Genomic DNA, 19,873 nt, shown 5'->3' with positions numbered 1-19,873 from the left:
CCCGATGCAGCGGACATTACCGTGGCAACCAGCATTGAAGATAAGGAAACTTTCATTTTTAACCTCAGTTTGAAGCACGATCCGGTATAGATCGATAGGATCACGAATCGAACCGTGTAGGTTGAATTACATACCTTCTTTTGACCCCTTTGTGCCGCAATTGCCTAATTGCGTGTCGATTGTAAGAACGGGCAGCGTGGCGGCTCAACGCCTAATGCTCCGCTTGCTGCTGGCCATAAGTCGACTCCCAACCACCGCCGAGTACCTTGCAGAGCGTGATGAGATTAGTGGCGGCGTTCGCTTTGCTGTGTTCAAGATTACTCTGTGCGTCGAGCAACTGCTTCTGCACGTTGAGCACGTCGAGAAAATCGACGGCCCCTGCTTTGTACCGTTGCCGTGCGATCGAAAGCGCACTCTGATTCAGGCTGACCACTTGTTTGAGCCGATCGTTGCGGCGCTGTTCGGCGTCGTACACGACAAGCGCATCGTCCACCTCGCGCCAGGCCTGCAGCACCGTGCGCTTGTAGGCGATAGCGGCTTCCTGCTGTTGCGCCTCGCGCAAGTGCAGTGTTCCCTTGAGGCGGCCACCCTCGAAGATTGGAAGCGTTATTGACGGCCCAATCACGAATTGACCCGACGCCCAGTCTGCGAGAGTAGAAAGCTGAAGGCTCTGAAATCCCGCGCTGCCATTGAGCGATATGCGCGGATAAAAGTCTGCCTTAGCCATACCGATAGTCGCGGTCGCGGCGTGCAACTGCGCCTCGGCTCTCCTGATGTCCGGCCTGCGTTGCACCACTTCCGACGGAAATCCGATAGGTACTTGACGAGGCAACGCTGGAACATCACCGACCTCGCTGAGCATTTGCTGTAGTCCACCCGGCTGCATTCCCAGTAACACGCCAATTGCATTGATCGTTGTTTCGCGGCTGGCCTCGAGAGTCGGAATGAGGGTCTCGATAGACTCTGCCTGCGCGGAAGCGTTGGCCACGTCCAGATTCGTAGTGACGCCTTCACGTACTCGCGTCTCTGTGAGCTTCGTGGCATCGCGAGCGATTGCAAGGTTCTGCTTTGCTATTTCCAGCAGAGCCTGAGTGTCGCGCAGCTGAACATAGTCTCGCGCAAGTTCCGCGCGTGCAGACAACAGCACAGCATTCCGGTCCTGATAAGACGCCTCGCTCATCGCGGTGGCGGCCTCCACGCCACGCCTTACTCGTCCCCAGAAATCGAGTTCCCACGACGCGTCGAAGCCGAACTGATAAAGGTCGTACGCCGGCGAGCCTTTGTCGCCAGGCAATGCCGCCACGCCGGTCGGCGAGGCACCGGAAGCGGACTGGGTTTGTGTTCCCGTGGGTGTAACGCCGAGCAACGAGAGGATGCCGTTCATGCTGCCGCGCTCGCGGTTATATGAGGCGGCTCCATTGAGGCTGGGATATTCCTCAGCGCCGACGATGCGCCGCTCCGCCCGGCTTTGCAGCAGGCGAGCGGACGCCGCCGCTACATCGAGGTTCGCATCGCCCAGACGTTCTTCCAGCGAATTCAGCGTGGGATCGTTAAGCAGCTTCCACCAGTCGGAGTTGAATTCCGACTCGACCGGGCGGCTCGCTGCTTGTGCGGACTGTGTTCGATTGAACACATCAGGTGCAGCGGCCTCTGGGCGCTCGAAGTTGGGCCCGACCAGACACCCGCTTAGCGCAAAGCACACCAACACAGCCAATGCCGGTGTACGGACGGAAAACTCGCGCGCGTTCATTTGAGGTCCGCCTCCTTCATCGACACATCGGCGGGTTTGCCGACAGCGACTTCAGTCTCGACAGAAAGCCCCACGCTCAATGCAGATGCCGCTTGCTGACCCGGGTCGATGCTGATCTTGACCGGCACGCGCTGCACCACTTTCGTGAAATTACCGGTCGCGTTGTCGGGCGCGATAGGCGCAAAGCTGACGCCGGTAGCGGGCGCAAGACTGTCGATATGGCCTCGAATAACGACACCCGGAAAACTGTCGACCTTAATGCGCACTGTAGCTCCCGGGCGCATTCTTGCAAGCTGGTTTTCCTGAAAGTTCGCGACGACATATGCATCCGTAAGCGGCACGATGGCGAGAAGCGGAGCACCCGGCGTAATGAATGCGCCAACGCGTGCCGAACGTCTTCCGACCTTCCCGTCTATGGGCGCACGAATCTCCGTATAGGAAAGGTTCAGCTTTGCCTGCTCCAGAGTGGCCTGCGCATGCGCGAGGGCGCCGGCTGCTTTATCGCGCTGCGTACGCAGCACGTCGAGGTTTTGCTGGGTGGCGACGAGTACTGCGCGATCGCGCGACTGTTGTGCGAGTTGCTCGGCCAGTGCGCTCGATGCACGCTGTTGTTCCTGCGTCGTGCCCGCGCCGGTTTCGGACAGATTGCGATAGCGCGATGCGTTTGCTTGCGCAAACTCGATGGCTGCTTCGTCCGAGCGAAGCGTCGCGCGGCCCTGATCGACGAGCGACGGATGCCGCGCAATCTCTGCGTCGTAGTTCGCAACGGAGGCTTTCGCGGCGGCCACGTCAGCCTCGGCGCTCATGAGCGCTGCCCGGAAGTCGCGGTCGTCGATACGCGCGAGCAGTTGGCCGGCCTTCACCTGCTGGTTATCTGTGACCGGCACGTCAGACAACTGGCCTGCGATGCGTGACGCCACCAGAGTGAAATCGGCGGTGACATATGCGTCGTTGGTCGACTCGCTGCCGGGCTCGGCCCACAGCCATATACAAACAAGTACAACGACGCAGGGAACCACCACATACGCGGCGAGCCGAAGCGTTTTCAAAGGGAGTCGGAAGACAGTTGACATATATTCATCGATCAGCGGGAAGAGGGAGGCGTGGTGCACCAGGGTGGATAGATACGCGTCGGTAACACGGGCACGAGAAGAAGCAGGGCTATCGCGATGCAGCCCATCACGCGATAAAGGTCCGCGGATGTCAGCACGACGGACTGCTCGTGAATACGGTGCGCAAGTGCGGCGAGGAGGCCGTGATCTTCGCCGACGCTTTGCGCTGTAATCAGTGCGCTATTGCCGAGCCGGTCAACGAGCATGCTCGAATGAAAGTGCTGGCGGGCAGTACCTAGCCCCTCGATGAGACTGGTCGCTACCACTCCGGCGAAAACCTTCACCGTGTTGAACATGGCGGATGCAAACGGGCCATCTGTTGGAGCGAGACCACCGGTTACGCCCATCAGGATCGAGAGAATCACCATGGGTTGTGCTGCAATTTGCAGCGATTGCAGCCAGTAGAAGTTATCGCGTACCCACTCTGACGTCATGAAGCTTCCCATGAAGCAGGTGACGCCCATCAGCGAAATTCCAGCGGCGAGAATCCACCGGCGGTCGACCCGCTGGATATTCAAAACGGCCGCAGTCACAGGCAGCGCAATTAATAGCGGCAGTGCGACGAGCAGCGCCAACGGCGTCGTTTGAAGCGGCCGGTAGCCGTGTACTTTCGCAAGGTATTGGGACGGGATGACGGCGATGCCGGTCAGCAGGATCACGGCCCCCGCGAGCGTAAGAAGGCCGTGCGTGAAGTTTCTCCGACCAAGTAGACGCAGGCCGAAAAACGGCAGCGGATGAAACCACTCGTTCACGATGAATGCGATCAGCAGCAATGCACCACCGCCGAGCATCACGCGGATAAAGCCGGAATTGAGCCAGTCCAGCCGGTCGCCTTGCAATAAGCCAATGACCAGCATCGCAACTGCAGGACAGCCTGTCACGAATCCGCTCCAGTTGAACGATTTGAAGCGTTCGAGTTTGAGCGGCTCCACAGGAAGCCCTTGCTGGATCGCGATACAACTCAGCAGGCCTAGCGGCACGATCTGCCAGAAAGTCATCCGCCAGTTCACATATTCAGTCCACAGCGCGGCGAGAGGAATTCCGAGTGCCGGCCCGAAGGTTGCAGTCAATGCATACCCAGCAAGTCCATAGAGCTTGATCTTCGGCGGAAGATAGCGCAGTGCTGCGATGATCAGCATCGGCGGAAGACAACCGCCGGCTATTCCCTGGAGTACTCGAAGCACATGCAGCGTCGGCAGATTCGGTGCCAGCGGGCAAAGAAATCCGAACACCATGGTGGCCACTACCGCGCCGATCGTGAACCGCTTGAGCGTGAGCGTCATCGCGAACCACGGCGCAAATACCATCGTGGTTACGTTTGCAGCCTCGAAAAGAGCAGTCAGCCACGTTCCGTCGTCGTGTCCGATCGACAGTGCGCCGCGGATGTCCGTCAGCGCGACCGCCGTCACCTGCTCATTGACTATCGCCAGCAATGAGGAGAGAAGCATCCCAACCAACCCGATCGCGAGGCGAGGCGATAACCCAGGTGTCGCAGCGTTCTTTGGAGCTGGACTGTCTGCTTCCCGTAAGGCGACCGGCGTCGGCGAGCCGACTTCCTCCGGTTCTGCCGTTCCAGTTGTCCGTGGCGTTGCGATGTTCATGAGGTCTGCAGATGTACCAGAAGGGTTGGGCTTTTGCGCCGGGCACCGGGATTGCCGACGCTCGGTAGTGTTAAATATCGAGCGGAACCGGCGTACAGGTCACTTCTTTCCCCTCGTAGTTCCGGCGCGTCCGTTCAACGTATTTCAGCGCCGCTGGACTACCGCATCGAGGTTGATTAATTCTAGGAGACCGGCCGACCTTCATGAAAGACAATGGAGCTTGTGCATTTGGCCATTCCGTTTGCGAATCGGGCCAATGAGTCCGAGCGCCCTCATGCATGCGCGTGTTCTGGAATAATCTCTTTCGATTCGACGAGCCAATCGACATGGGTTGTGCTGGAAACAGTACGAAGACGTGCAACTCGCCACGAAGCGTACGGTGGCCATTTCTGATCGTTTTTGGGCCAACGCAAGAGTGCAGGCTTTCCAATGGCACATACGACACCCATAGTTAGGACAAGCCGGCGATGTGCCGTCGCGCCATGCTTCTTCTGAAGGTGCATCGCCATGAACTGTGAGCTGGCTCGCATGCAGTCTGATGCCCGGTGCGGAGAAGGTATGCAGCCGTAATGCTATTGACTGGAGAGGTGAGACATGAAATTTTCAGTGAAGAAAGACATTCGCACAGACGACGTCCCGACCATTGAGCATGCAATGAAGATGGTCGACGCAGACGCCAAAGTTAGCGTGAACGTCAATGCAAAAACCGTGAGCGTCGATTCGTGGTTAATGCCGGAGGAGTTCCTCGTTGCTTTCGTCGACGAAGACTATGACGTGCGCATTGTCGAGGCATAGGCTGACGGTACTCGGGCGTATCGGGAGGCAATGTAGAGCCGCCTCCCGATTCGCCCCGCGCGCTAGGCAGCAGGCTGCGCGTCGCTGAAGTATTGAGGTGCTTCACGGCGATCGAACATTCCATACTCGCGCACCACACGAATATGTCGCAAATGCACATTGGCCGGCAGCGTGGCTTCTCGTTGGAACACCTGCGCGGCCTCTAGATCGCGCCACGTCAGCACCGCAATCACGTCGCCTGGCGTCATTAGCGCATCGAATACGTCCCACGCAACCAGACCGGAAGCCGCAAGGTCGAGTCCCATTGACTTTACAACGGCCTCTGCTCCTGCCTGTCTGAGCCACTCCGGCGCATACGTCGCAGCGAGTAGCGTCACCGCAGTGCCTGCTCCTGTCTCGGTTACATCAAGACGTTGTTCAAGCAGCACTTCTCCCTCAGGCAAGCAGGTGTCCTCGACGACTTGTCCAATTCGCAGGCGATAGTCGGAAAACACGCGGTCGCGCGCTGCCTGTTGTACCTGATGATGCTTCGTCGTGGTGCGCCAGCGCACGAGCGACTTTTCATCGCGCCACGTTGACAGCGAAAGTAGCCACCCGTCGCGCGTCAAACTTGCATAGCGGTTGTTGTCGATAAAGCCCACGATCTTTTCGAGTTCTGGACGTAGCATCTTTGCCATGCCGAGATACAGGTCGAACTGTTCACGTAGAGGATGTACTTCGAGCATTGCAGAAAACATTCCGGACTCTTCCTTTGCTTAGCGATACGATTGACCCGCGGTCGGGCGATTGGCTGCATTGATTGTCCGTGCCGCATCGAATTTACTGAAGCGGAAGCGCGCTCCATATTGGGCCAATAAGTTCGGCAAATTTGCCATTCCGTGAACAGGCGCGGGGACGAGCGTTTTCTTCCTTCAGACCAATAGTGCCGATGCAGACACAGCTAGCATCGCAAACACTTTGAGCATTGCATTTGCGTCTTCCTTAAATAGCCTGCGCTCGGCCAATCCCAGTCATCTTTGGGCCAGGTTGAATAGACGAAGCATTCCGGTGCCTACAATCGCGAGGTGCGCAGCAGATGACCGATGGGGAGTTGAAATGGACAAATTGCGCGAGATGGAGGTCTTTGTAGCCATCGTCGATCGTGGCAGCTTTACGGGCGCATCGGAGAAGCTCGGAATGTCGACACCGGCGGTCTCACGGGCACTGAATTCGCTTGAAGCGCGGCTTGGCACGCAACTGCTCGCACGGACCACTCGCACGGTTCGGCCGACTGACGCAGGCGTCGGCTACCTCGATGCCTGCCGTAAAGTGCTGGACGCTATTACCGAGGCCGACGCGAATGTCGCAGCAGACCACCTGAATCCCGTCGGCACGCTGACGGTATCGGCGCCGGTTCTATTCGGGCAGCGGTTCGTCGCACCCTTGATCAACGCGTTCGCGCTGCGCTACCCCGAGGTCAACGTCAATGCCGTGTATGCCGATCGCACGACCCGGCTACTGGAAGAAGGTGTGGATATTGCAATTCGTATCGGCCATCTTGGAGATTCGACGATATTCGCCGTTCCTCTAGGCACGGTGCGACGCCGCACCTACGCGGCGCCGGCGTACATTGCTGCGCATGGTGAGCCCCGCCATCCCAGAGACCTGATGAACCACCACTGTGTGTCGTTTACCGGCGTGTCCAGTCCGTTCGAATGGGTGTTCAACGAGAATGGATCGAGACTGCCGGTGCGGCTTCAGCCACGGATGATTGTCGACCTGTCTCCCGCCGCGGTGCTGGCGGCACTCGATGGCGTAGGCATCACTCAACTGCTCTCGTATCAAGCGGCGCCAGAGGTGCTCGATGGCAAGCTGCGGGCTCTCCTGACGGCGTTCGAGCCCGAGGCTGTGCCAGTGAATCTGCTGCACATCGAGCGACGGGGCGCGAGCGGCAAGGTGCGCGCGTTTGTGGATTTCGTCACCGATAGCCTGCGCAGCAATCCGCACCTTCAGGACGAAGACGCAACGGCCACGTGAAGTTCGCGATAGGCAGTCGCCAGCGAATCGAGGCTATATGCACGATTGAGGCCACTCGGGTTAGGCAGCACCCATGCGCGCGCACCGCCGAATCTGTCGGCCTGCAATCCCCATTGGATATCGCGCCTGCCGGACATTGCCGAGATCGCCATCTTCCCGAGAAAGGCGATATACCGCGGCGCATAGTGTGCGATTTTGCGCTGGAAATCAGATGCGGCCGCTTCTATCTCCAGTCGCGAAAGCTCGCCTGCTCGCGCAGTTGGACGCGAGACTGCGGTGGTGAGTCCACAACCATAACGGAGCAAAGTACAGTCGTCTTCAGGACGAATCTGTTGCGGAGTAAAGCCTGCGAGGTGCACCGTCTGCCAGAAGCGGTTGTTTCTACCCTCGAAGTGGTGGCCTCTCGCTGCAGCACGCATGCCAGGATTTATTCCGCAAAATACCAGCGACAAACCTGGCTCTAGAACATCCGGAAGCGATTGAGTGTCGATGGCGCGACTCACGAATAACTCGCGCTTTGTGCCGCCACCAGCATGCCGGTGCCCGTATCTGTCCGCGGGCGCGACTCGACCGTGCCGCGGAATCGTTGGCGATATTGTTTTGGCGTGACATTGAGCCGACGGGCGAAGGTGGTACGCATTTGCGTGGCACTGTGAAAACCGCACTTGAATGCGACGGTTTTTAGCGGAGCGTCCGAGTCTTCGAGTAGCTTTCTCGCCGTATCTACGCGAACCTGTTCGACAAACGCCGAAGGCGTGACCTTCGCATACTTGGCGAAGAGGCGTGAAAAAGTACGTCGGCTGACCGAAACAGCGGTGGCGAGCTGTTCGATCGATAGCGTGTCGGTTATATGCTCGGTCACATACTGATGCACTTTGCCGATAATCGGATTGTCATCCTTGCCGGCCCCGATGTAAGGGCTGTACTGCGATTGACCGCCTTCTCGCTGGATATATACAACGAGGCGTTTTGCGACACGCACCGCCATTTCGTGTCCCCAGTCTTCGGCCACGAGCGAAAGACAAAGGTCGATTCCCGCTGTCACGCCAGCAGATGTAAACAGCCGGCCGTCACGAATGAAAATCCGGTCGGGCTGCACGCAGGCCAAAGGGAAGTCGCGCGCGAGGCGGGCGGCTTCTGCCCAATGGGTCGTTACTTGCTTGCCGTCGATCAGTCCCGCGTGTCCCAGCACAAACGCGCCGTTGCACACCGAACCGAACCGTGCCGCGCCATATGCCTGCGTTTGCAACCATTTCAAAAAGTCGTCCGTTGGCCGGTAATCGGGCAGGGTCGGTCCTCCCGCGACGAGAACCATATCGAACTGGGCGAGAGAATCGGCAAAAGCCGATGGCACGGAAAGTTGCATCCCGTTGGAGCATGTCACGGTGCCGGCTTTGCTTCCGATAAGCGACACCTCATAGCGTTGATGCTCGGAGAGATTTGCATTCGCTTCCGCGAATACATCGAGTGGGCCTGCAACGTCCAGTGCCTGCACACCATCGAATACGACAATGACGACTTTCATGCCGTGACCTTCATCAAATAGGAACGCGCTTCCGTTACCAGCATGGGCCGACGCTCCTTGATGGGGGCGCCATGCAACGCGATAAGCGACGGCAACGAGCGATGGCCTAGCTTACAGCAACCGCCACATGCGGCGCCTGCCGTAACCGTTAAATGACTTTTGCGTCAGTGTAAAGAACGGGCAAAAACTCACGGCAACGCCGGCGGCACGAAGTGGCCCAAATTCCGCGCTGATTGGCCAGGTATCGCGGGTTCTATGCATTCCGGGGCGACGTCGATTAGTTAAAGTTGATTTGAAGGATCGATCTAGTTGAGTGCACTCGCGGAGTAACGGCGCATGCGTGTCGGGATGATGGTGTATTCAGGTTTTCAACTGCTCGAGGTGAGTTGCCCAATGGACGTGTTCCACGAAGCGAACCGTGTATGCGGCGCCGCGTTCTACGAGCAGCACGTTGTTGGGCCGCGTCCCGGGCCGGTTACATGCTCGAACGGCACCGCGGTGGGCACCACAGCGTCTCTGCGCGATTTGCAGACATCGTTGGACATTGTCATGGTGCCCGGTTCTCCGGCGACAGGTTCGGAGCGCGAGCATCGCGAACTGGTGGATTGGCTCACGAACGCTGGACGCAGCGCGAGAAAGATCGCGTCGGTGTCGAACGGTGCTTTTCTCGTGGCGCGTGCGGGTCTTGCGAACGATCGCTGGCTGACCACGCGTGAGCGCGACGCACAGCGTCTTGCAAGCGAGTATCCATTGGTGCACGTTGTAACGGATCAAATCTGCTTGAAAGACGGCAACCTTTATTCGTCGGGCGGCGTGAGTGCCGGTATCTATCTCGCGTTGGCTCTCGTCGGAGAAGATCTGGGCGAACACATCGCCGGCGACGTTGCGAAAGCACTATTGCGTCGAGGCATTTGAACAGAAGCGTGTACCGCAAGGTGCTGGAACGACCGCGTTTCCTTTTTCGCAATGCTTCGGCGATACGCTGGCCCGGATGTGTTCTCTTTTGGCCCGTAGAGCGCCTGCATCGTTGAGCGTGCTGTTTGGATCATTGGCAGAATCGTCTTCATGGTTCTTCTGGCCCATCGCTGGTAAGACCTGGCCGTCGATCCCAAGGCGGTTCTCCACACGAGTCAGCCATGACCACCAATCTGAACCTTGCTTCACAAGTCTGTCCGGCGCCAACGCTTCCCGGCGAACCAATGTCGGGCGCCGACATTATCCTGCGCGTACTTGCGGAGCAGGGCGTCGATACGCTATTCGGATATAGCGGCGGCGCGATCCTGCCGACTTATGACGCGGTGTTCCGTTTCAACGAATCACACGCCGCACGCCCTGAACGCCAGATCAAATTCGTCGTGCCGGCCAACGAACAGGCGGCGGGTTTCATGGCGGCCGGCTATGCGCGCGCGAGCGGAAAAGTAGGTGTGTTCATGGTGACGTCCGGGCCTGGCGCGACCAATGCAGTCACGCCGATCGCCGACTGTAACGGAGATTCGATTCCCGTCGTCCTCATATGCGGTCAGGTGCCGCGCGCGGCAATCGGCAGTGACGCTTTCCAGGAAGCGCCGGTCTTCAACATCATGTCGGCCTGCGCCAAACAGGTGTTTCTCGTCACCGACCCCGCCAAACTCGAACAGACATTGCGCACGGCATTCGAAATCGCGCGCACTGGCCGCCCTGGTCCGGTCGTAGTCGATGTGCCAAAGGACATCCAGAACTGGGTCGGTCAGTATCAGGGGCAAGGCACCTTGCACTTTCGAGGCTACTCCGACCGGTTGCGATTAGTGGCTAACGGTTCTCGTCTTGACGAGCAAAAAGGCGCCCAGTTCTTCGATCTCCTTGGACAGAGCGAGCGACCGCTCCTGTATGTGGGCGGCGGTGTTATCGCGGCAGGCGCAACGGCCGAACTGCGTCAGTTCGCGGAGCGTTACGAGATCCCGGTCGTGACGACGTTGATGGGCCTCGGCGCGATACCTGCGCAACACCCGCTATCGCTCGGCATGCTCGGCATGCACGGCGCCGCCTGCGCGAATTACGCCGTTGAAGATTGCGACTTCCTGATTGCGGTGGGCGCACGATTCGACGATCGGGTCGCGGGCGGCCGACCGGACATGTTTGCGGCAGGCGCGCGACACGTCGCACATATCGACATCGACGAGGCGGAGATCAACAAGGTCAAGCGCGCGCATTGGAGTCACATAGGCGACGCGAGGCAGGCATTGCGCGCATTGATGGAGCACGAGTCCGTTGCTTTGTCGTCCGCCGGATGGATCGGATGGGTGACGGAACTGAGGCAGCGCCACGGCATGAACTATGACCGCAGCAACCCTCTGATTCAGCCGCAGCGTGTGATTGAAAAACTCAGCGAAATTACCGGTGGGCGCGCAATCATCAGCACAGGTGTAGGCCAGCATCAAATGTGGACCGCACAGTTCTACCAGTTCACCGAGCCGCGAAGCTTTCTTACCTCGGGCAGCATGGGCACGATGGGATTCGGTCTGCCCGCCGCAATCGGCGCTCAATTGGCGCGGCCTGATGCGCTGGTTATCGACATCGACGGTGACGGCAGTATCCGCATGAACGCTGGAGAACTCGAAACGGCCAGCACGTACGGCGTTCCAGTGAAGGTCTTGCTGCTCAACAATCGTGGTGACGGGATGATTCGCCAGTGGCAGCGTCTTTTTTACGAAGGACGTACTTTCGTAAGCGACAAGGCTCTTCATCGCAAGGACTTTGTGATGGCGGCGCGCGCGGACGGCTTCGAGTTTGCCTGTCGCGTCGAAACGCCGGGCGAACTCGAGGCGAAGCTGAAAGCATTCGTGGCGTTCGAGGGACCCGCCTTTCTGGAAGTGATGATCGATCAGAACGCCGACGTATTTCCAATGGTAGGTCCGGGTCAAAGCTATTCGAACATGATTACAGGGCCGTTCATACCGTCGCGATCCAATCCGGAACATGGAAAGGAAGGGGCAGTGCGGCTTCAGGCCGCGGACATGTTCTGAGCATGCTTTCGATGCTTTCTATTTCCATTCCGGGCAAAACGCCATGATTGATGTCGACCTGATTCACAAGGCGCTTGCGAATCCCTTCCGGCGGCAGATTCTCGCGTGGTTAAAGACGCCGGACGAAATTTTTGCACAGGGTCACATCGATTTCGGTCATGGCGTGCCACCGAACGCGATTCATGCGCGCAGCGGTCTATCGCAGTCCACGGTCTCGGCGCACGTTGCAAGCCTGGTAGAGGCGCAGCTTGTGGTTCCGACGCGAGTGGGCCAGTGGGTCTTTTTATCGCGCAATGAAGAGGTGATCGGCGAGTTTGCCAGACAGGTCAGCTTACATTTGTGAATGCGGCGCGCGGCGCATCGCGTCTCTTCTCTTCGTCGAAATCGTCCGGTGTTCTTCACAAATCGTCCTATGCTGGAAGTCGAGACAAGCGTTCGACAATTGCGAAGGCACAGTCTTCGCTTCAGGCTCGATGCGTGGCATTGACCCTGTCTCTTTGCCCGACCGGAGTACCCGGCTACGGGACCTGTGCGGCACCACTCAATGCGGAGGTATCGTCATGATCGAGCCTTGCGATTTCCGGCTCAAAAGAATTGCGCTGAACCACGGAGGCGGCTCCATGCCCGCAATCGGCTTTGGCACGCTGATCGCCGATGCGGCCATCACGATAAGCGCCACGAAAGACGCGCTGGAAGCGGGCTATCGGCACTTCGATTGTGCGGAACGCTATCGCAACGAGCGCGAGGTGGGCGACGCGTTACAAGCGGGACTTTCAGCGGGTGGAATCGCACGCGAAGACATCTTCGTGACCACGAAGTTATGGAATTCGAATCATCGTCCGGAGCGCGTCAAACCGGCTTTCGACGCAAGCCTTGAAAGGCTTCGACTGGACTATCTGGATCTTTATCTCATTCATACGCCGTTCGCATTCCAGGCGGGAGATGAACAGGATCCTCGCGACGCAAATGGAAACGTGCTTTATGACGAAGGAGTGACCCTGCTCGATACATGGCGGGCGATGGAAGATCTGGTCGACGGGGGAAGATGTCGCGCGATCGGTCTGTCCGACATTGGCCTCGATGATCTGGTACCGCTCTATGAATCGGCAAGAATAAAGCCGGCCGTGGTTCAGGTCGAGGCGCATCCCTATCTTCCAGAAAACGAACTCCTGGAGTTCTGCAAGAAGAAAGAGATCGTGTTTCTGGCGTTTGCCCCGTTAGGTCACGGAATTAGACCCGGGCCGCTCGAAGATCCGGTCGTCTCACGAATTGCCGCGCGGATTGGCAAGACGCCTGCACAGGTACTGCTTGCATGGGCGGTGCAGCGCGGGACCGCCGTCCTGACGACGCCGAAGACCGCCGCGCGTGCGCGCGAGAATTTCGACATTTCAGCTCTTCCCGCTGATGCCTTCGACGAGATCAATCGCATCGAAACCAGGCAGCGGTTTAACCAGGTCGTGAAGACCGGCAACCCGGGATTTATCCCGCGCATTGAATGAGGTTGCGATCTGGCGCAGTGCTGGCCAGAAACGAGCGTGGAATGTCCCGAAACCGTCGAAGCGAGCGCGTCAGTCATAACCCTTAGAACCTGAACTGTTCTCATCAGCGGTCAGGAGACTGCTGGTCCTGGCGGGCAGACGCGGTTATGACTTTACTCACGCCCTAATCGTACGAATCTATCCAGGTGATGATCCTCATCTCCAAGCTGATGATCGATCATCACAAGCCGCTTCGCGTAATGAGCGAGCGGCAACTCCCACGTCATGCCTATGCCGCCGTGCAGTTGAATGCACTCTTGCGCGACCAGTGCGCCGATCCTGCCGATGCTGTACTTCGCCGCCGACACCGCGCGCTCCCGCACCGTGCGCTGCGCACCGAGCGCCGCTGCCGCGTTGATTACCGCTGAACGCGCCTGCTCGATTTCCAGCAGCATGTCGGCCATTCTGTGCTGCAGCGCCTGGAAGCTGCCTATCGCCACGCCGAACTGCTTGCGCGTGCGCAGGTAGTCAAGCGTGTAGTCCTTCGCGACGTCCATCGCGCCGACAGCCTCCGCACACAACGCAAGCACACCACATGCAATCGCATACTCGAGGGTCGGGAAGCCCGCACCTTCCGCGCCAAGCAGCGATTCTTCGCTGAGTGTGACATTGTCGAACGTGACTTCGGCCGCGCGTCCGCCGTCGATTTTCGGATAGCCTCGCACGCTGACACCCGCTGCGTCCGGAGGCACGAGAAAGAGCGATATGCCTTCCTCTGAATCGTCCGCACCGGTGGTCCGCGCGGACACGAGGAAGAGTGCAGCGTGCTCACCGTGCTGCACCACCGCTTTAGCGCCGTTCAATTGCCACGTGTCGCCCTCGCGTTGGGCGCGCGTGGTGACACGCGAGAGTTCGTAATGGCCGCCGGGTTCACCATGCGCGAGTGCGGCGATACGCGAGCCGTCGATCAATTCGCCCAGCAGGGCGCGTTGCGTGGCGTTGCCGCTTCGTGCGACGGCCTGCCCCACAATGAGCGTATCGAGGAACGGTTCGACCACGAGGCCGCGGCCCAGGCTCTCGAACACCACCGCGATATCGAATCCGCCGCCGCCAAAGCCGCCGTTCGCTTCATCGAAGAGGGCACCGATAATGCCTAGCTCTGCAAAACGACTCCACAGTTCAGGGCTAAAGCCTTCAGGCGAGCGGGCGATCCTGTCGCGCGTCTCGAAGCGGTACTGCTCGCTGACGAAGCGGTTCAACGTATCCGCAAGCATGCGGCGATCTTCGGTGTGCTGGAAATTCATGACGTGCGTCTCCTACAGTCCGAGGATCATTTTAGAAATGATGTTCTTCTGGATTTCATTCGAGCCGCCGAAAATCGACAGCTTGCGATTGTTGAAATACAGCGAAGCCGCGCTCGCCGCTTCTTCGGGACCGACCGGTGCGCCTTGATAACCGTCGTGCAATGCTTCTTCGATGAACGGCTGCGCATACGGCCCCACCGCGCGGCGCGTCAGCGACGAGATCTCCTGGCGAATCTCCGTGCCGCGAATCTTCAGCATCGAACTCTCGGCACCCGGCACGCCTCCGCCCGCTACTGCCGCGATCACGCGCAAGTTGGTCGTCTTCATGTTCTCCAGATCGATTTCAACGCGTGCCATGCGCGCCGCGAACGCCGGATCTTCGCAAAGCGGCCGGCCGTTGCGCTGCTGTTTCGCCGCAATCTTGCGCAGCCGGTTGAATGCCGCGACGGAGAACCCGACGCCCGCGATATTCGTACGCTCGTACGTGAGCAAATATTTGGCGTATGTCCAGCCTTTGTTTTCCTCACCGACCAGGTTCTCAGCGGGCACTCGCACGTCGGTGAAAAATACTTCGTTCACTTCATGCTCGCCATCGAGCGTGATGATCGGCCTCACTTCGACGCCCGGCGTTTTCATATCGATGAGCAGGAAGCTGATGCCTTCCTGCTTGCGTACGTCGGTTGCGGTGCGCACGAGACAGAAGATCATGTTCGCGTAGTGGCCGAGCGTGGTCCAGGTCTTTTGGCCGTTCACGATGTAATGCTCGCCGTCCGCGTCGACGCCGCGCACGGCAGTGGTCTTGACCGAAGCGAGATCGGACCCTGCGCCGGGTTCTGAGTAGCCCTGACACCACCAATCGGAACCATCGAGAATACGCGGCAGCCAATACCGCTTCTGCGATTCACTGCCGTATCTGATCAACACCGGTCCGAGCATGTTGACGCCGAACGGCACGATGCGCGGCGCTCCGGCCAGCGCACATTCGTTTTCGAAGATGAACTTCTGCACTGCGGTCCAACCCGGTCCGCCGTATTCTGCGGGCCAGTGATTTGCGAGCCAGCCGCGCTCGTTCAGAATCGCATGCCACCCGGCCATGTCGTCGCGCGTGAGGCGCCGGCCGCCATGCACCTTGTCGGCGAGGTGCCGTGGAAGCTTGTCGCGCAAGAACGCAAGCACTTCTGCACGAAAGGCTTCTTCTTCAGGTGTGAAGTTCAGATCCATGACTGTTCCTTCGTGAGTTAAACGGCTACGCTGAAAAAGAGCCGCTTCATGCCGTGTAATTGAGGCTCGCAAAATCCGCGCCGCGCTCGACCAGATCAATGAGCAGGGGCGAAGCTCGCCAGAACAATGGGTCTTCTTTCGCAAATTCGCGGATGTCCGCGAGAATGCGCGGCAGGCCGATCATGTCCGCATATTTCATCGGGCCGCCGCGATAGCGCGGGAAACCGTAGCCGTATAAAAAGGTCACGTCGACGTCGAGCGGTCGCAGCGCAATCCGTTCGTGCACGACGTTCGCTCCTTCATTGATCATCGCGGCCATGTAGCGGCGAATGATCTCGTCGTCGGAGAATTCACGCGGCGTGATGCCGGCTCGTACACGCTCGGCATCGATGATCGCCTCGACTTCCGGATCGGGCTGGCCGCTGCGCGATCCTTCGGGGTACAGATAAAAGCCGCGCCCCGTTTTTTGACCGAACCAGCCTCGCTCGCATAGACGGTCGGCAATCTGCACATAGCGCGCGGCCGGATTGCGCGTCGCTGCGCGCCGTTTGCGCGCTGCCCAGCCGATGTCGCCGCCAGCGAGATCCACCACCTGAAACGGTCCCATCGGGAAGCCGAACGCGCGTACTGCTGCATCGATCTGATAGGGCGAGGCGCCGTCTTCCATCATCGCGTCGGCGGCACTGCGATACACGGCGAGAATGCGATTGCCAATGAAGCCGTCGCACACGCCTGCGCGTACCGGCGTCTTGCGCAGCTTCTTTGCAAGCTCGAATGCGGTGGCGACAACGTCGGCGCTGACGGCTTTCGGCACGACTACTTCAAGCAGCTTCATGATGTTGGCCGGCGAGAAGAAGTGCAGACCGATCACATCCGCGGGGCGCGAGATGCTGGCTGCAATCGCGTCGATGTCCAGATACGACGTGTTGGTTGCGAGCACGGCGCCCGGCTTGCACACGCGGTCGAGTTCGGCAAACACGGCCTGCTTGACCGACAGATCTTCGAACACAGCCTCGATCACGAGATCCGCGTCGGCGAGTGCGTCGTATGAAGTACTGCCGGTCCAGCGCGCCATGAGTTGGGCCTTTTTCTCGGCGCTCATGCGGCCCTTCGCAATCAGGCCGTCATAGACCTTTTCGATGTGCGCGCGGCCCCGGGCGAGCGAAGCTTCGTCGCGCTCGATCATCGTCACGGGCAGGCCCGCGTCGAGCACTGCGACGGCAATGCCCGCACCCATCGTGCCGCCGCCGACGACGCCAATCGCGTTCAGCGCACGCGGCTTCGTGTCGCGCGTCTCGGGCGCTTTGAGCACTTCGCGCTCTGCAAAAAACGCATGAACGAGGCCCGCACGCTGCGGACTGTCGAGGCATTCGAGAAAGAGTTGGCGTTCGCGGCGCAAGCCGTCTTCAAAAGGCTGTGCGATCGCCGCTTCGACTGCATCGACGATTTTTAGCGGTGAAAACAGACCACGCGATTTTTTGGCGGTCTCGGCGCGTGCCGTAGCGACTGCGGCGAGGCTCGCGGCGCGGTCGTTCAACGCGGTGGCGTCACGCGTGCGGCGCACTGGCGCATGACCCGCAAGCAATTCGTGAACATAGGCGAGCCCTTCCGCGAGGATGTCGTCGCTGCTGCCAAGCCGGTCGACGAGCCCTAACACGAGTGCTTCCTGCGCGTTTGCATGGCGACCGCTCAACATCAGGTCGAGCGCCGCCTGGGCGCCGATCAGGCGCGGCGTGCGCTGCGTGCCGCCCGCGCCGGGCAGCAACCCGAGTTGGACCTCGGGCAAGCCGAGCTTCGCCCCGTCTACAGCGAGCCGGTAGTGCGCCGCGAGCGCCACCTCCAGACCGCCGCCGAGCGCCGCACCGTGAATCGCCGCGATGACGGGTTTCGTACACGCTTCGATGCGGTTGCACACGTCCGGCAACGACGGCGGCACCGGCGGCTTGCCGAACTCGCGAATGTCCGCGCCGGCGATAAAGTTGCGGCCCGCGCCGACGATCAACACGGCTTGCACGGAAGGGTCGCTGTCGGCGGCTTCGATCGCGGCGAGCAGTCCGCGCCGCACGTCGGCGGAGAGCGCGTTGACGGGCGCGTGATCGATCGTGACGAGCAGCACCTTGCCACGCAATTCGCGTGTCACGACGTCGGTTGAAGTGGTGAGGCTCATGGCGTGTCGTCTCCTTGCTGATTGTCTGGGCGCATAGGCGACATCCCGCGCCCGCGAATTGTGCTGATTGTGGAGTGGTCAAGGTTCATTGACAATCACATGAACGATTGACAGACTGTCAAAATATCTTTGACAAAAGGCGCGGTTGTGGACGTCCATTCGCTGACTTTGCTGGTGGAGATACTCGACGCAGGTAACCTGAGCGAGGCGGCGAGGCGCCTCAAAATGAGCCGCGCGAACGTGAGCTACCACCTGAACCAGCTGGAACGCTCGGTGGGCTTGCAACTCGTCCGGCGCACCACGCGTCGCGTCGAGCCCACGGAGATCGGCCTTCAGCTATATGAGCATGGCCGCGCGATTCAGAACGCGCTACTGGCCGCGCGCGAATCGGTAACGACGCTCGGGCAAAGCCTGCAGGGGCGAGTGCGCCTGAGCGTGCCGAGCGGTTATGGGCAACTCGTCATGTCGGAGTGGTTGATCGAGTTCAAGCGTCGCTATCCAGGCATCGTTCTCGATGTGCTGTTCGAGAACCGCGTGGAAGACCTGATGCGCGACGAAGTGGACATTGCCGTGCGGGTCATGTCCGAGCCACCGCAAAATCTCGTGGCACGCGACATGGGGCCGGTCAGATACGTTGCCTGTGCATCGCGCGCGTTCGCGGAAAGCCACGGCATGCCCATGCAACTAGACGATCTGCGCACCACGCCGTTGATTACGGCGGCGGTCGTGGGCCGTCAGTTACGCGTTGCCGCCTATCTCGGTGACGAACGGCACGAGGTGTTGCTCGAACCGACGATCATCTCCGAGAACTTTCTGTTTTTGCGGCAAGCGGTACTCGCAGGACTTGGCGTCGGCATCTTGCCGGATTATGTGGTGCAAGATGATCTGAAACGCGGCGATGCCGTGACCACGCTCGACGAATGGCGTTTGAGCATCTTCGGCACGAACATGTACATGCTTTACATGCCGAACCGGCACCACACTCGCGCCGCGGCGACTTTCATCGAGTTCATTCTGGCGCAGGCGCGAGCAAGCGGAAGAGGCGGCGCTTCGTAGCCCACGCTTTGTAGCCCACGCTTCGTAGCCCGCGCGTTTTCGGCGGACCACAATTGTCCCTTCATGTAGCTCTGGCGAGTATGCTGTGAAAAAGAGCGTGCACGCGCCGTGCGACAGTACGCCACGAACCTGAAGAACGTCACGAACGTCGTGAACGTCAGCGGAGACCGGAATGAAGTGGACAATCGCATTTCTCGTCGTGCTCGCAAGCATCATTGTCGCGATGCTGATCGCGCGCCTGCCCACCGAGCAGGCTATTCGCCTGGCGGGCTATGCGGCGACGGCAGCGCTTGCTGCGCTCGTGAGTTACGTGATCCGGCGGCGCGGCAATCGCGCGCGTAAAACGAGGCGCGTGGGCTAGGCGGCGCCGAGCTGAGTGCTTGCAGCGGGCCGCATAGTACATGCTACGATGCTCCGCTCATTGCGCAGCATGTCGGAGAATCAGATGCGTCCAGAGAATGCCGCCCGTTTCGATGAAGAGTTCGCGCCTCGCATTGCCGAGGCCATCGCCGCGTGCTTCGCTACCACCGTGCACACGGAAGTACTGCCGTACGAAGGCCCTGGCCATCCTACGCGCCTGCGCATTCATGCCGCACCGCTAGAGCATATCGCCCAGTTTGAGCATCCGTTGAATCTATATCTCACGTGGGACAGCGACGAGATCGAGAGGCTCATGAAAGAAGAAGGCCAGGCGCGTTTCTCTCGCTATCTGGCCGCGCTGCCGCGAAAGCTGGCGGCGTGGCATCATGCGCGCGACCTTGATTTTCTTTCGCATACGCAGGCCGATCCGGTGGCACTGATCGGCGGGCTCGACTTCGAGTCGTGAGCCCGCGCCACCGGGTTTTT

Annotated in this window: 18 protein-coding genes; 9 read left to right on the top strand and 9 right to left on the bottom strand. The window is 59.6% G+C overall.

The features are described 5' to 3' along the window. Positions 1-211: 211 nt before the first annotated feature. From ACTJLB_RS10605 to ACTJLB_RS10595, 3 genes are read right to left on the bottom strand one after another with little or no spacing between them, the layout of a single operon-like run. Complete coding sequence (locus tag ACTJLB_RS10605) at positions 212-1,750, bottom strand: efflux transporter outer membrane subunit (RefSeq protein ID WP_440783220.1); 1,539 nt, start codon at positions 1,748-1,750, stop codon at positions 212-214. Next, on the bottom strand, positions 1,747-2,823 hold the full coding sequence (locus ACTJLB_RS10600) for an HlyD family secretion protein (protein ID WP_027804212.1): 1,077 nt from the start codon (positions 2,821-2,823) through the stop codon (positions 1,747-1,749). Before ACTJLB_RS10600 ends, ACTJLB_RS10605 begins: the two co-directional genes overlap by 4 nt. An 11-nt stretch (positions 2,824-2,834) precedes the next feature. After that, positions 2,835-4,463 carry an MFS transporter gene (locus ACTJLB_RS10595; protein WP_440783219.1) on the bottom strand — a complete coding sequence of 543 codons (1,629 nt, stop codon included), beginning with the start codon at positions 4,461-4,463 and terminating at the stop codon, positions 2,835-2,837. Between the two features lie 594 nt (positions 4,464-5,057). On the opposite strand from ACTJLB_RS10595, the gene ACTJLB_RS10590 reads away from it, so the two are divergent. Next, positions 5,058-5,258, top strand: coding sequence for a copper chaperone (locus ACTJLB_RS10590; RefSeq protein ID WP_440783218.1), 201 nt, complete (start codon positions 5,058-5,060; stop codon positions 5,256-5,258). Positions 5,259-5,320: 62 nt separating this feature from the next. Here the strand turns inward: ACTJLB_RS10590 and ACTJLB_RS10585 are convergent, their stop codons facing one another. Next, positions 5,321-5,995, bottom strand: coding sequence for an antibiotic biosynthesis monooxygenase family protein (locus tag ACTJLB_RS10585; protein WP_131316669.1), 675 nt, complete (start codon positions 5,993-5,995; stop codon positions 5,321-5,323). A 358-nt stretch (positions 5,996-6,353) separates the two neighbouring features. Here ACTJLB_RS10585 and ACTJLB_RS10580 point away from each other — a divergent pair, with 358 nt between their 5' ends. After that, a complete protein-coding gene (locus ACTJLB_RS10580; RefSeq protein ID WP_440783335.1) occupies positions 6,354-7,274 on the top strand; it encodes a LysR family transcriptional regulator in 921 nt (306 codons plus the stop codon). Here the strand turns inward: ACTJLB_RS10580 and mug are convergent. Further along, positions 7,247-7,777, bottom strand: coding sequence for a G/U mismatch-specific DNA glycosylase (gene mug, locus ACTJLB_RS10575; RefSeq protein WP_440783217.1), 531 nt, complete (start codon positions 7,775-7,777; stop codon positions 7,247-7,249). The genes ACTJLB_RS10580 and mug overlap by 28 nt on opposite strands. Continuing rightward, positions 7,774-8,799 carry a GlxA family transcriptional regulator gene (locus ACTJLB_RS10570; protein ID WP_440783216.1) on the bottom strand — a complete coding sequence of 342 codons (1,026 nt, stop codon included), beginning with the start codon at positions 8,797-8,799 and terminating at the stop codon, positions 7,774-7,776. The genes mug and ACTJLB_RS10570 overlap by 4 nt, the downstream gene beginning before the upstream one ends. Positions 8,800-9,135: 336 nt before the next feature. On the opposite strand from ACTJLB_RS10570, the gene ACTJLB_RS10565 reads away from it, so the two are divergent. The 4 genes from ACTJLB_RS10565 (at position 9,136) to ACTJLB_RS10550 (ending at position 13,300) form a co-directional block, all read left to right on the top strand. Continuing rightward, a complete protein-coding gene (locus ACTJLB_RS10565; protein ID WP_440783215.1) occupies positions 9,136-9,714 on the top strand; it encodes an AraC family transcriptional regulator in 579 nt (192 codons plus the stop codon). 221 nt (positions 9,715-9,935) lie between these two features. Further along, the gene (gene ilvB / locus ACTJLB_RS10560) at positions 9,936-11,801 is read left to right on the top strand and encodes a biosynthetic-type acetolactate synthase large subunit (protein WP_440783213.1); all 1,866 of its coding nucleotides are present in this window, start codon (positions 9,936-9,938) and stop codon (positions 11,799-11,801) included. Between the two features lie 43 nt (positions 11,802-11,844). Beyond that, on the top strand, positions 11,845-12,144 hold the full coding sequence (locus tag ACTJLB_RS10555; RefSeq protein ID WP_440783334.1) for an ArsR/SmtB family transcription factor: 300 nt from the start codon (positions 11,845-11,847) through the stop codon (positions 12,142-12,144). A gap of 217 nt (positions 12,145-12,361) precedes the next feature. Then, positions 12,362-13,300 (top strand): aldo/keto reductase, encoded by a 939-nt coding sequence (locus ACTJLB_RS10550; protein WP_440783212.1) that lies wholly within the window; start codon positions 12,362-12,364, stop codon positions 13,298-13,300. Positions 13,301-13,452: 152 nt separating this feature from the next. On the opposite strand, the gene ACTJLB_RS10545 is transcribed toward ACTJLB_RS10550, so the two are convergent. The 3 genes from ACTJLB_RS10545 to ACTJLB_RS10535 are packed head-to-tail and all read right to left on the bottom strand — an operon-like array spanning position 13,453 to position 17,971. Then, the gene (locus tag ACTJLB_RS10545; protein ID WP_440783211.1) at positions 13,453-14,583 is read right to left on the bottom strand and encodes an acyl-CoA dehydrogenase family protein; all 1,131 of its coding nucleotides are present in this window, start codon (positions 14,581-14,583) and stop codon (positions 13,453-13,455) included. A 12-nt stretch (positions 14,584-14,595) separates the two neighbouring features. Beyond that, positions 14,596-15,804, bottom strand: a complete 1,209-nt coding sequence (locus ACTJLB_RS10540) for an acyl-CoA dehydrogenase family protein (RefSeq protein WP_440783210.1) — start codon at positions 15,802-15,804, stop codon at positions 14,596-14,598. A gap of 46 nt (positions 15,805-15,850) precedes the next feature. Beyond that, positions 15,851-17,971 carry a 3-hydroxyacyl-CoA dehydrogenase NAD-binding domain-containing protein gene (locus ACTJLB_RS10535; RefSeq protein WP_440783209.1) on the bottom strand — a complete coding sequence of 707 codons (2,121 nt, stop codon included), beginning with the start codon at positions 17,969-17,971 and terminating at the stop codon, positions 15,851-15,853. Between the two features lie 147 nt (positions 17,972-18,118). Here ACTJLB_RS10535 and ACTJLB_RS10530 point away from each other — a divergent pair, with 147 nt between their 5' ends. The 3 genes from ACTJLB_RS10530 to ACTJLB_RS10520 all read left to right on the top strand — a co-directional run bounded on the left by ACTJLB_RS10530 (position 18,119) and on the right by ACTJLB_RS10520 (position 19,853). After that, positions 18,119-19,027, top strand: coding sequence for a LysR family transcriptional regulator (locus tag ACTJLB_RS10530; RefSeq protein ID WP_020065390.1), 909 nt, complete (start codon positions 18,119-18,121; stop codon positions 19,025-19,027). Between the two features lie 172 nt (positions 19,028-19,199). Then, positions 19,200-19,388: a hypothetical protein gene (locus ACTJLB_RS10525; protein ID WP_088174822.1), complete on the top strand. Its 189-nt coding sequence runs from the start codon at positions 19,200-19,202 to the stop codon at positions 19,386-19,388. Between the two features lie 84 nt (positions 19,389-19,472). Further along, positions 19,473-19,853 carry a DUF5594 family protein gene (locus tag ACTJLB_RS10520; protein WP_020065392.1) on the top strand — a complete coding sequence of 127 codons (381 nt, stop codon included), beginning with the start codon at positions 19,473-19,475 and terminating at the stop codon, positions 19,851-19,853. Positions 19,854-19,873 lie beyond the last annotated feature (20 nt).

Source organism: Paraburkholderia sp. 22098, from assembly GCF_052045935.1.
GTDB classification, from domain to species: domain Bacteria; phylum Pseudomonadota; class Gammaproteobacteria; order Burkholderiales; family Burkholderiaceae; genus Paraburkholderia; species Paraburkholderia caledonica.
Note: the sequence above shows the minus strand (reverse complement) of the source record. Positions and strands in the feature narration are given on the sequence as shown.

Coding starts and splice junctions, on each gene's coding strand:
- ACTJLB_RS10570 (WP_440783216.1), bottom strand. CDS start 8,799: ATGAAAGTCGTCATTGTCGTATTCGATGGTGTGCAGGCACTGGACGTT.
- ACTJLB_RS10550 (WP_440783212.1), top strand. CDS start 12,362: ATGATCGAGCCTTGCGATTTCCGGCTCAAAAGAATTGCGCTGAACCAC.
- ACTJLB_RS10545 (WP_440783211.1), bottom strand. CDS start 14,583: ATGAATTTCCAGCACACCGAAGATCGCCGCATGCTTGCGGATACGTTG.
- ACTJLB_RS10555 (WP_440783334.1), top strand. CDS start 11,845: ATGATTGATGTCGACCTGATTCACAAGGCGCTTGCGAATCCCTTCCGG.
- ACTJLB_RS10585 (WP_131316669.1), bottom strand. CDS start 5,995: ATGTTTTCTGCAATGCTCGAAGTACATCCTCTACGTGAACAGTTCGAC.
- ACTJLB_RS10600 (WP_027804212.1), bottom strand. CDS start 2,823: ATGTCAACTGTCTTCCGACTCCCTTTGAAAACGCTTCGGCTCGCCGCG.
- ACTJLB_RS10535 (WP_440783209.1), bottom strand. CDS start 17,971: ATGAGCCTCACCACTTCAACCGACGTCGTGACACGCGAATTGCGTGGC.
- ACTJLB_RS10605 (WP_440783220.1), bottom strand. CDS start 1,750: ATGAACGCGCGCGAGTTTTCCGTCCGTACACCGGCATTGGCTGTGTTG.
- ACTJLB_RS10590 (WP_440783218.1), top strand. CDS start 5,058: ATGAAATTTTCAGTGAAGAAAGACATTCGCACAGACGACGTCCCGACC.
- ACTJLB_RS10580 (WP_440783335.1), top strand. CDS start 6,354: ATGGACAAATTGCGCGAGATGGAGGTCTTTGTAGCCATCGTCGATCGT.
- ACTJLB_RS10540 (WP_440783210.1), bottom strand. CDS start 15,804: ATGGATCTGAACTTCACACCTGAAGAAGAAGCCTTTCGTGCAGAAGTG.
- ilvB (WP_440783213.1), top strand. CDS start 9,936: ATGACCACCAATCTGAACCTTGCTTCACAAGTCTGTCCGGCGCCAACG.
- ACTJLB_RS10525 (WP_088174822.1), top strand. CDS start 19,200: ATGAAGTGGACAATCGCATTTCTCGTCGTGCTCGCAAGCATCATTGTC.
- ACTJLB_RS10565 (WP_440783215.1), top strand. CDS start 9,136: ATGCGTGTCGGGATGATGGTGTATTCAGGTTTTCAACTGCTCGAGGTG.
- ACTJLB_RS10595 (WP_440783219.1), bottom strand. CDS start 4,463: ATGAACATCGCAACGCCACGGACAACTGGAACGGCAGAACCGGAGGAA.
- ACTJLB_RS10520 (WP_020065392.1), top strand. CDS start 19,473: ATGCGTCCAGAGAATGCCGCCCGTTTCGATGAAGAGTTCGCGCCTCGC.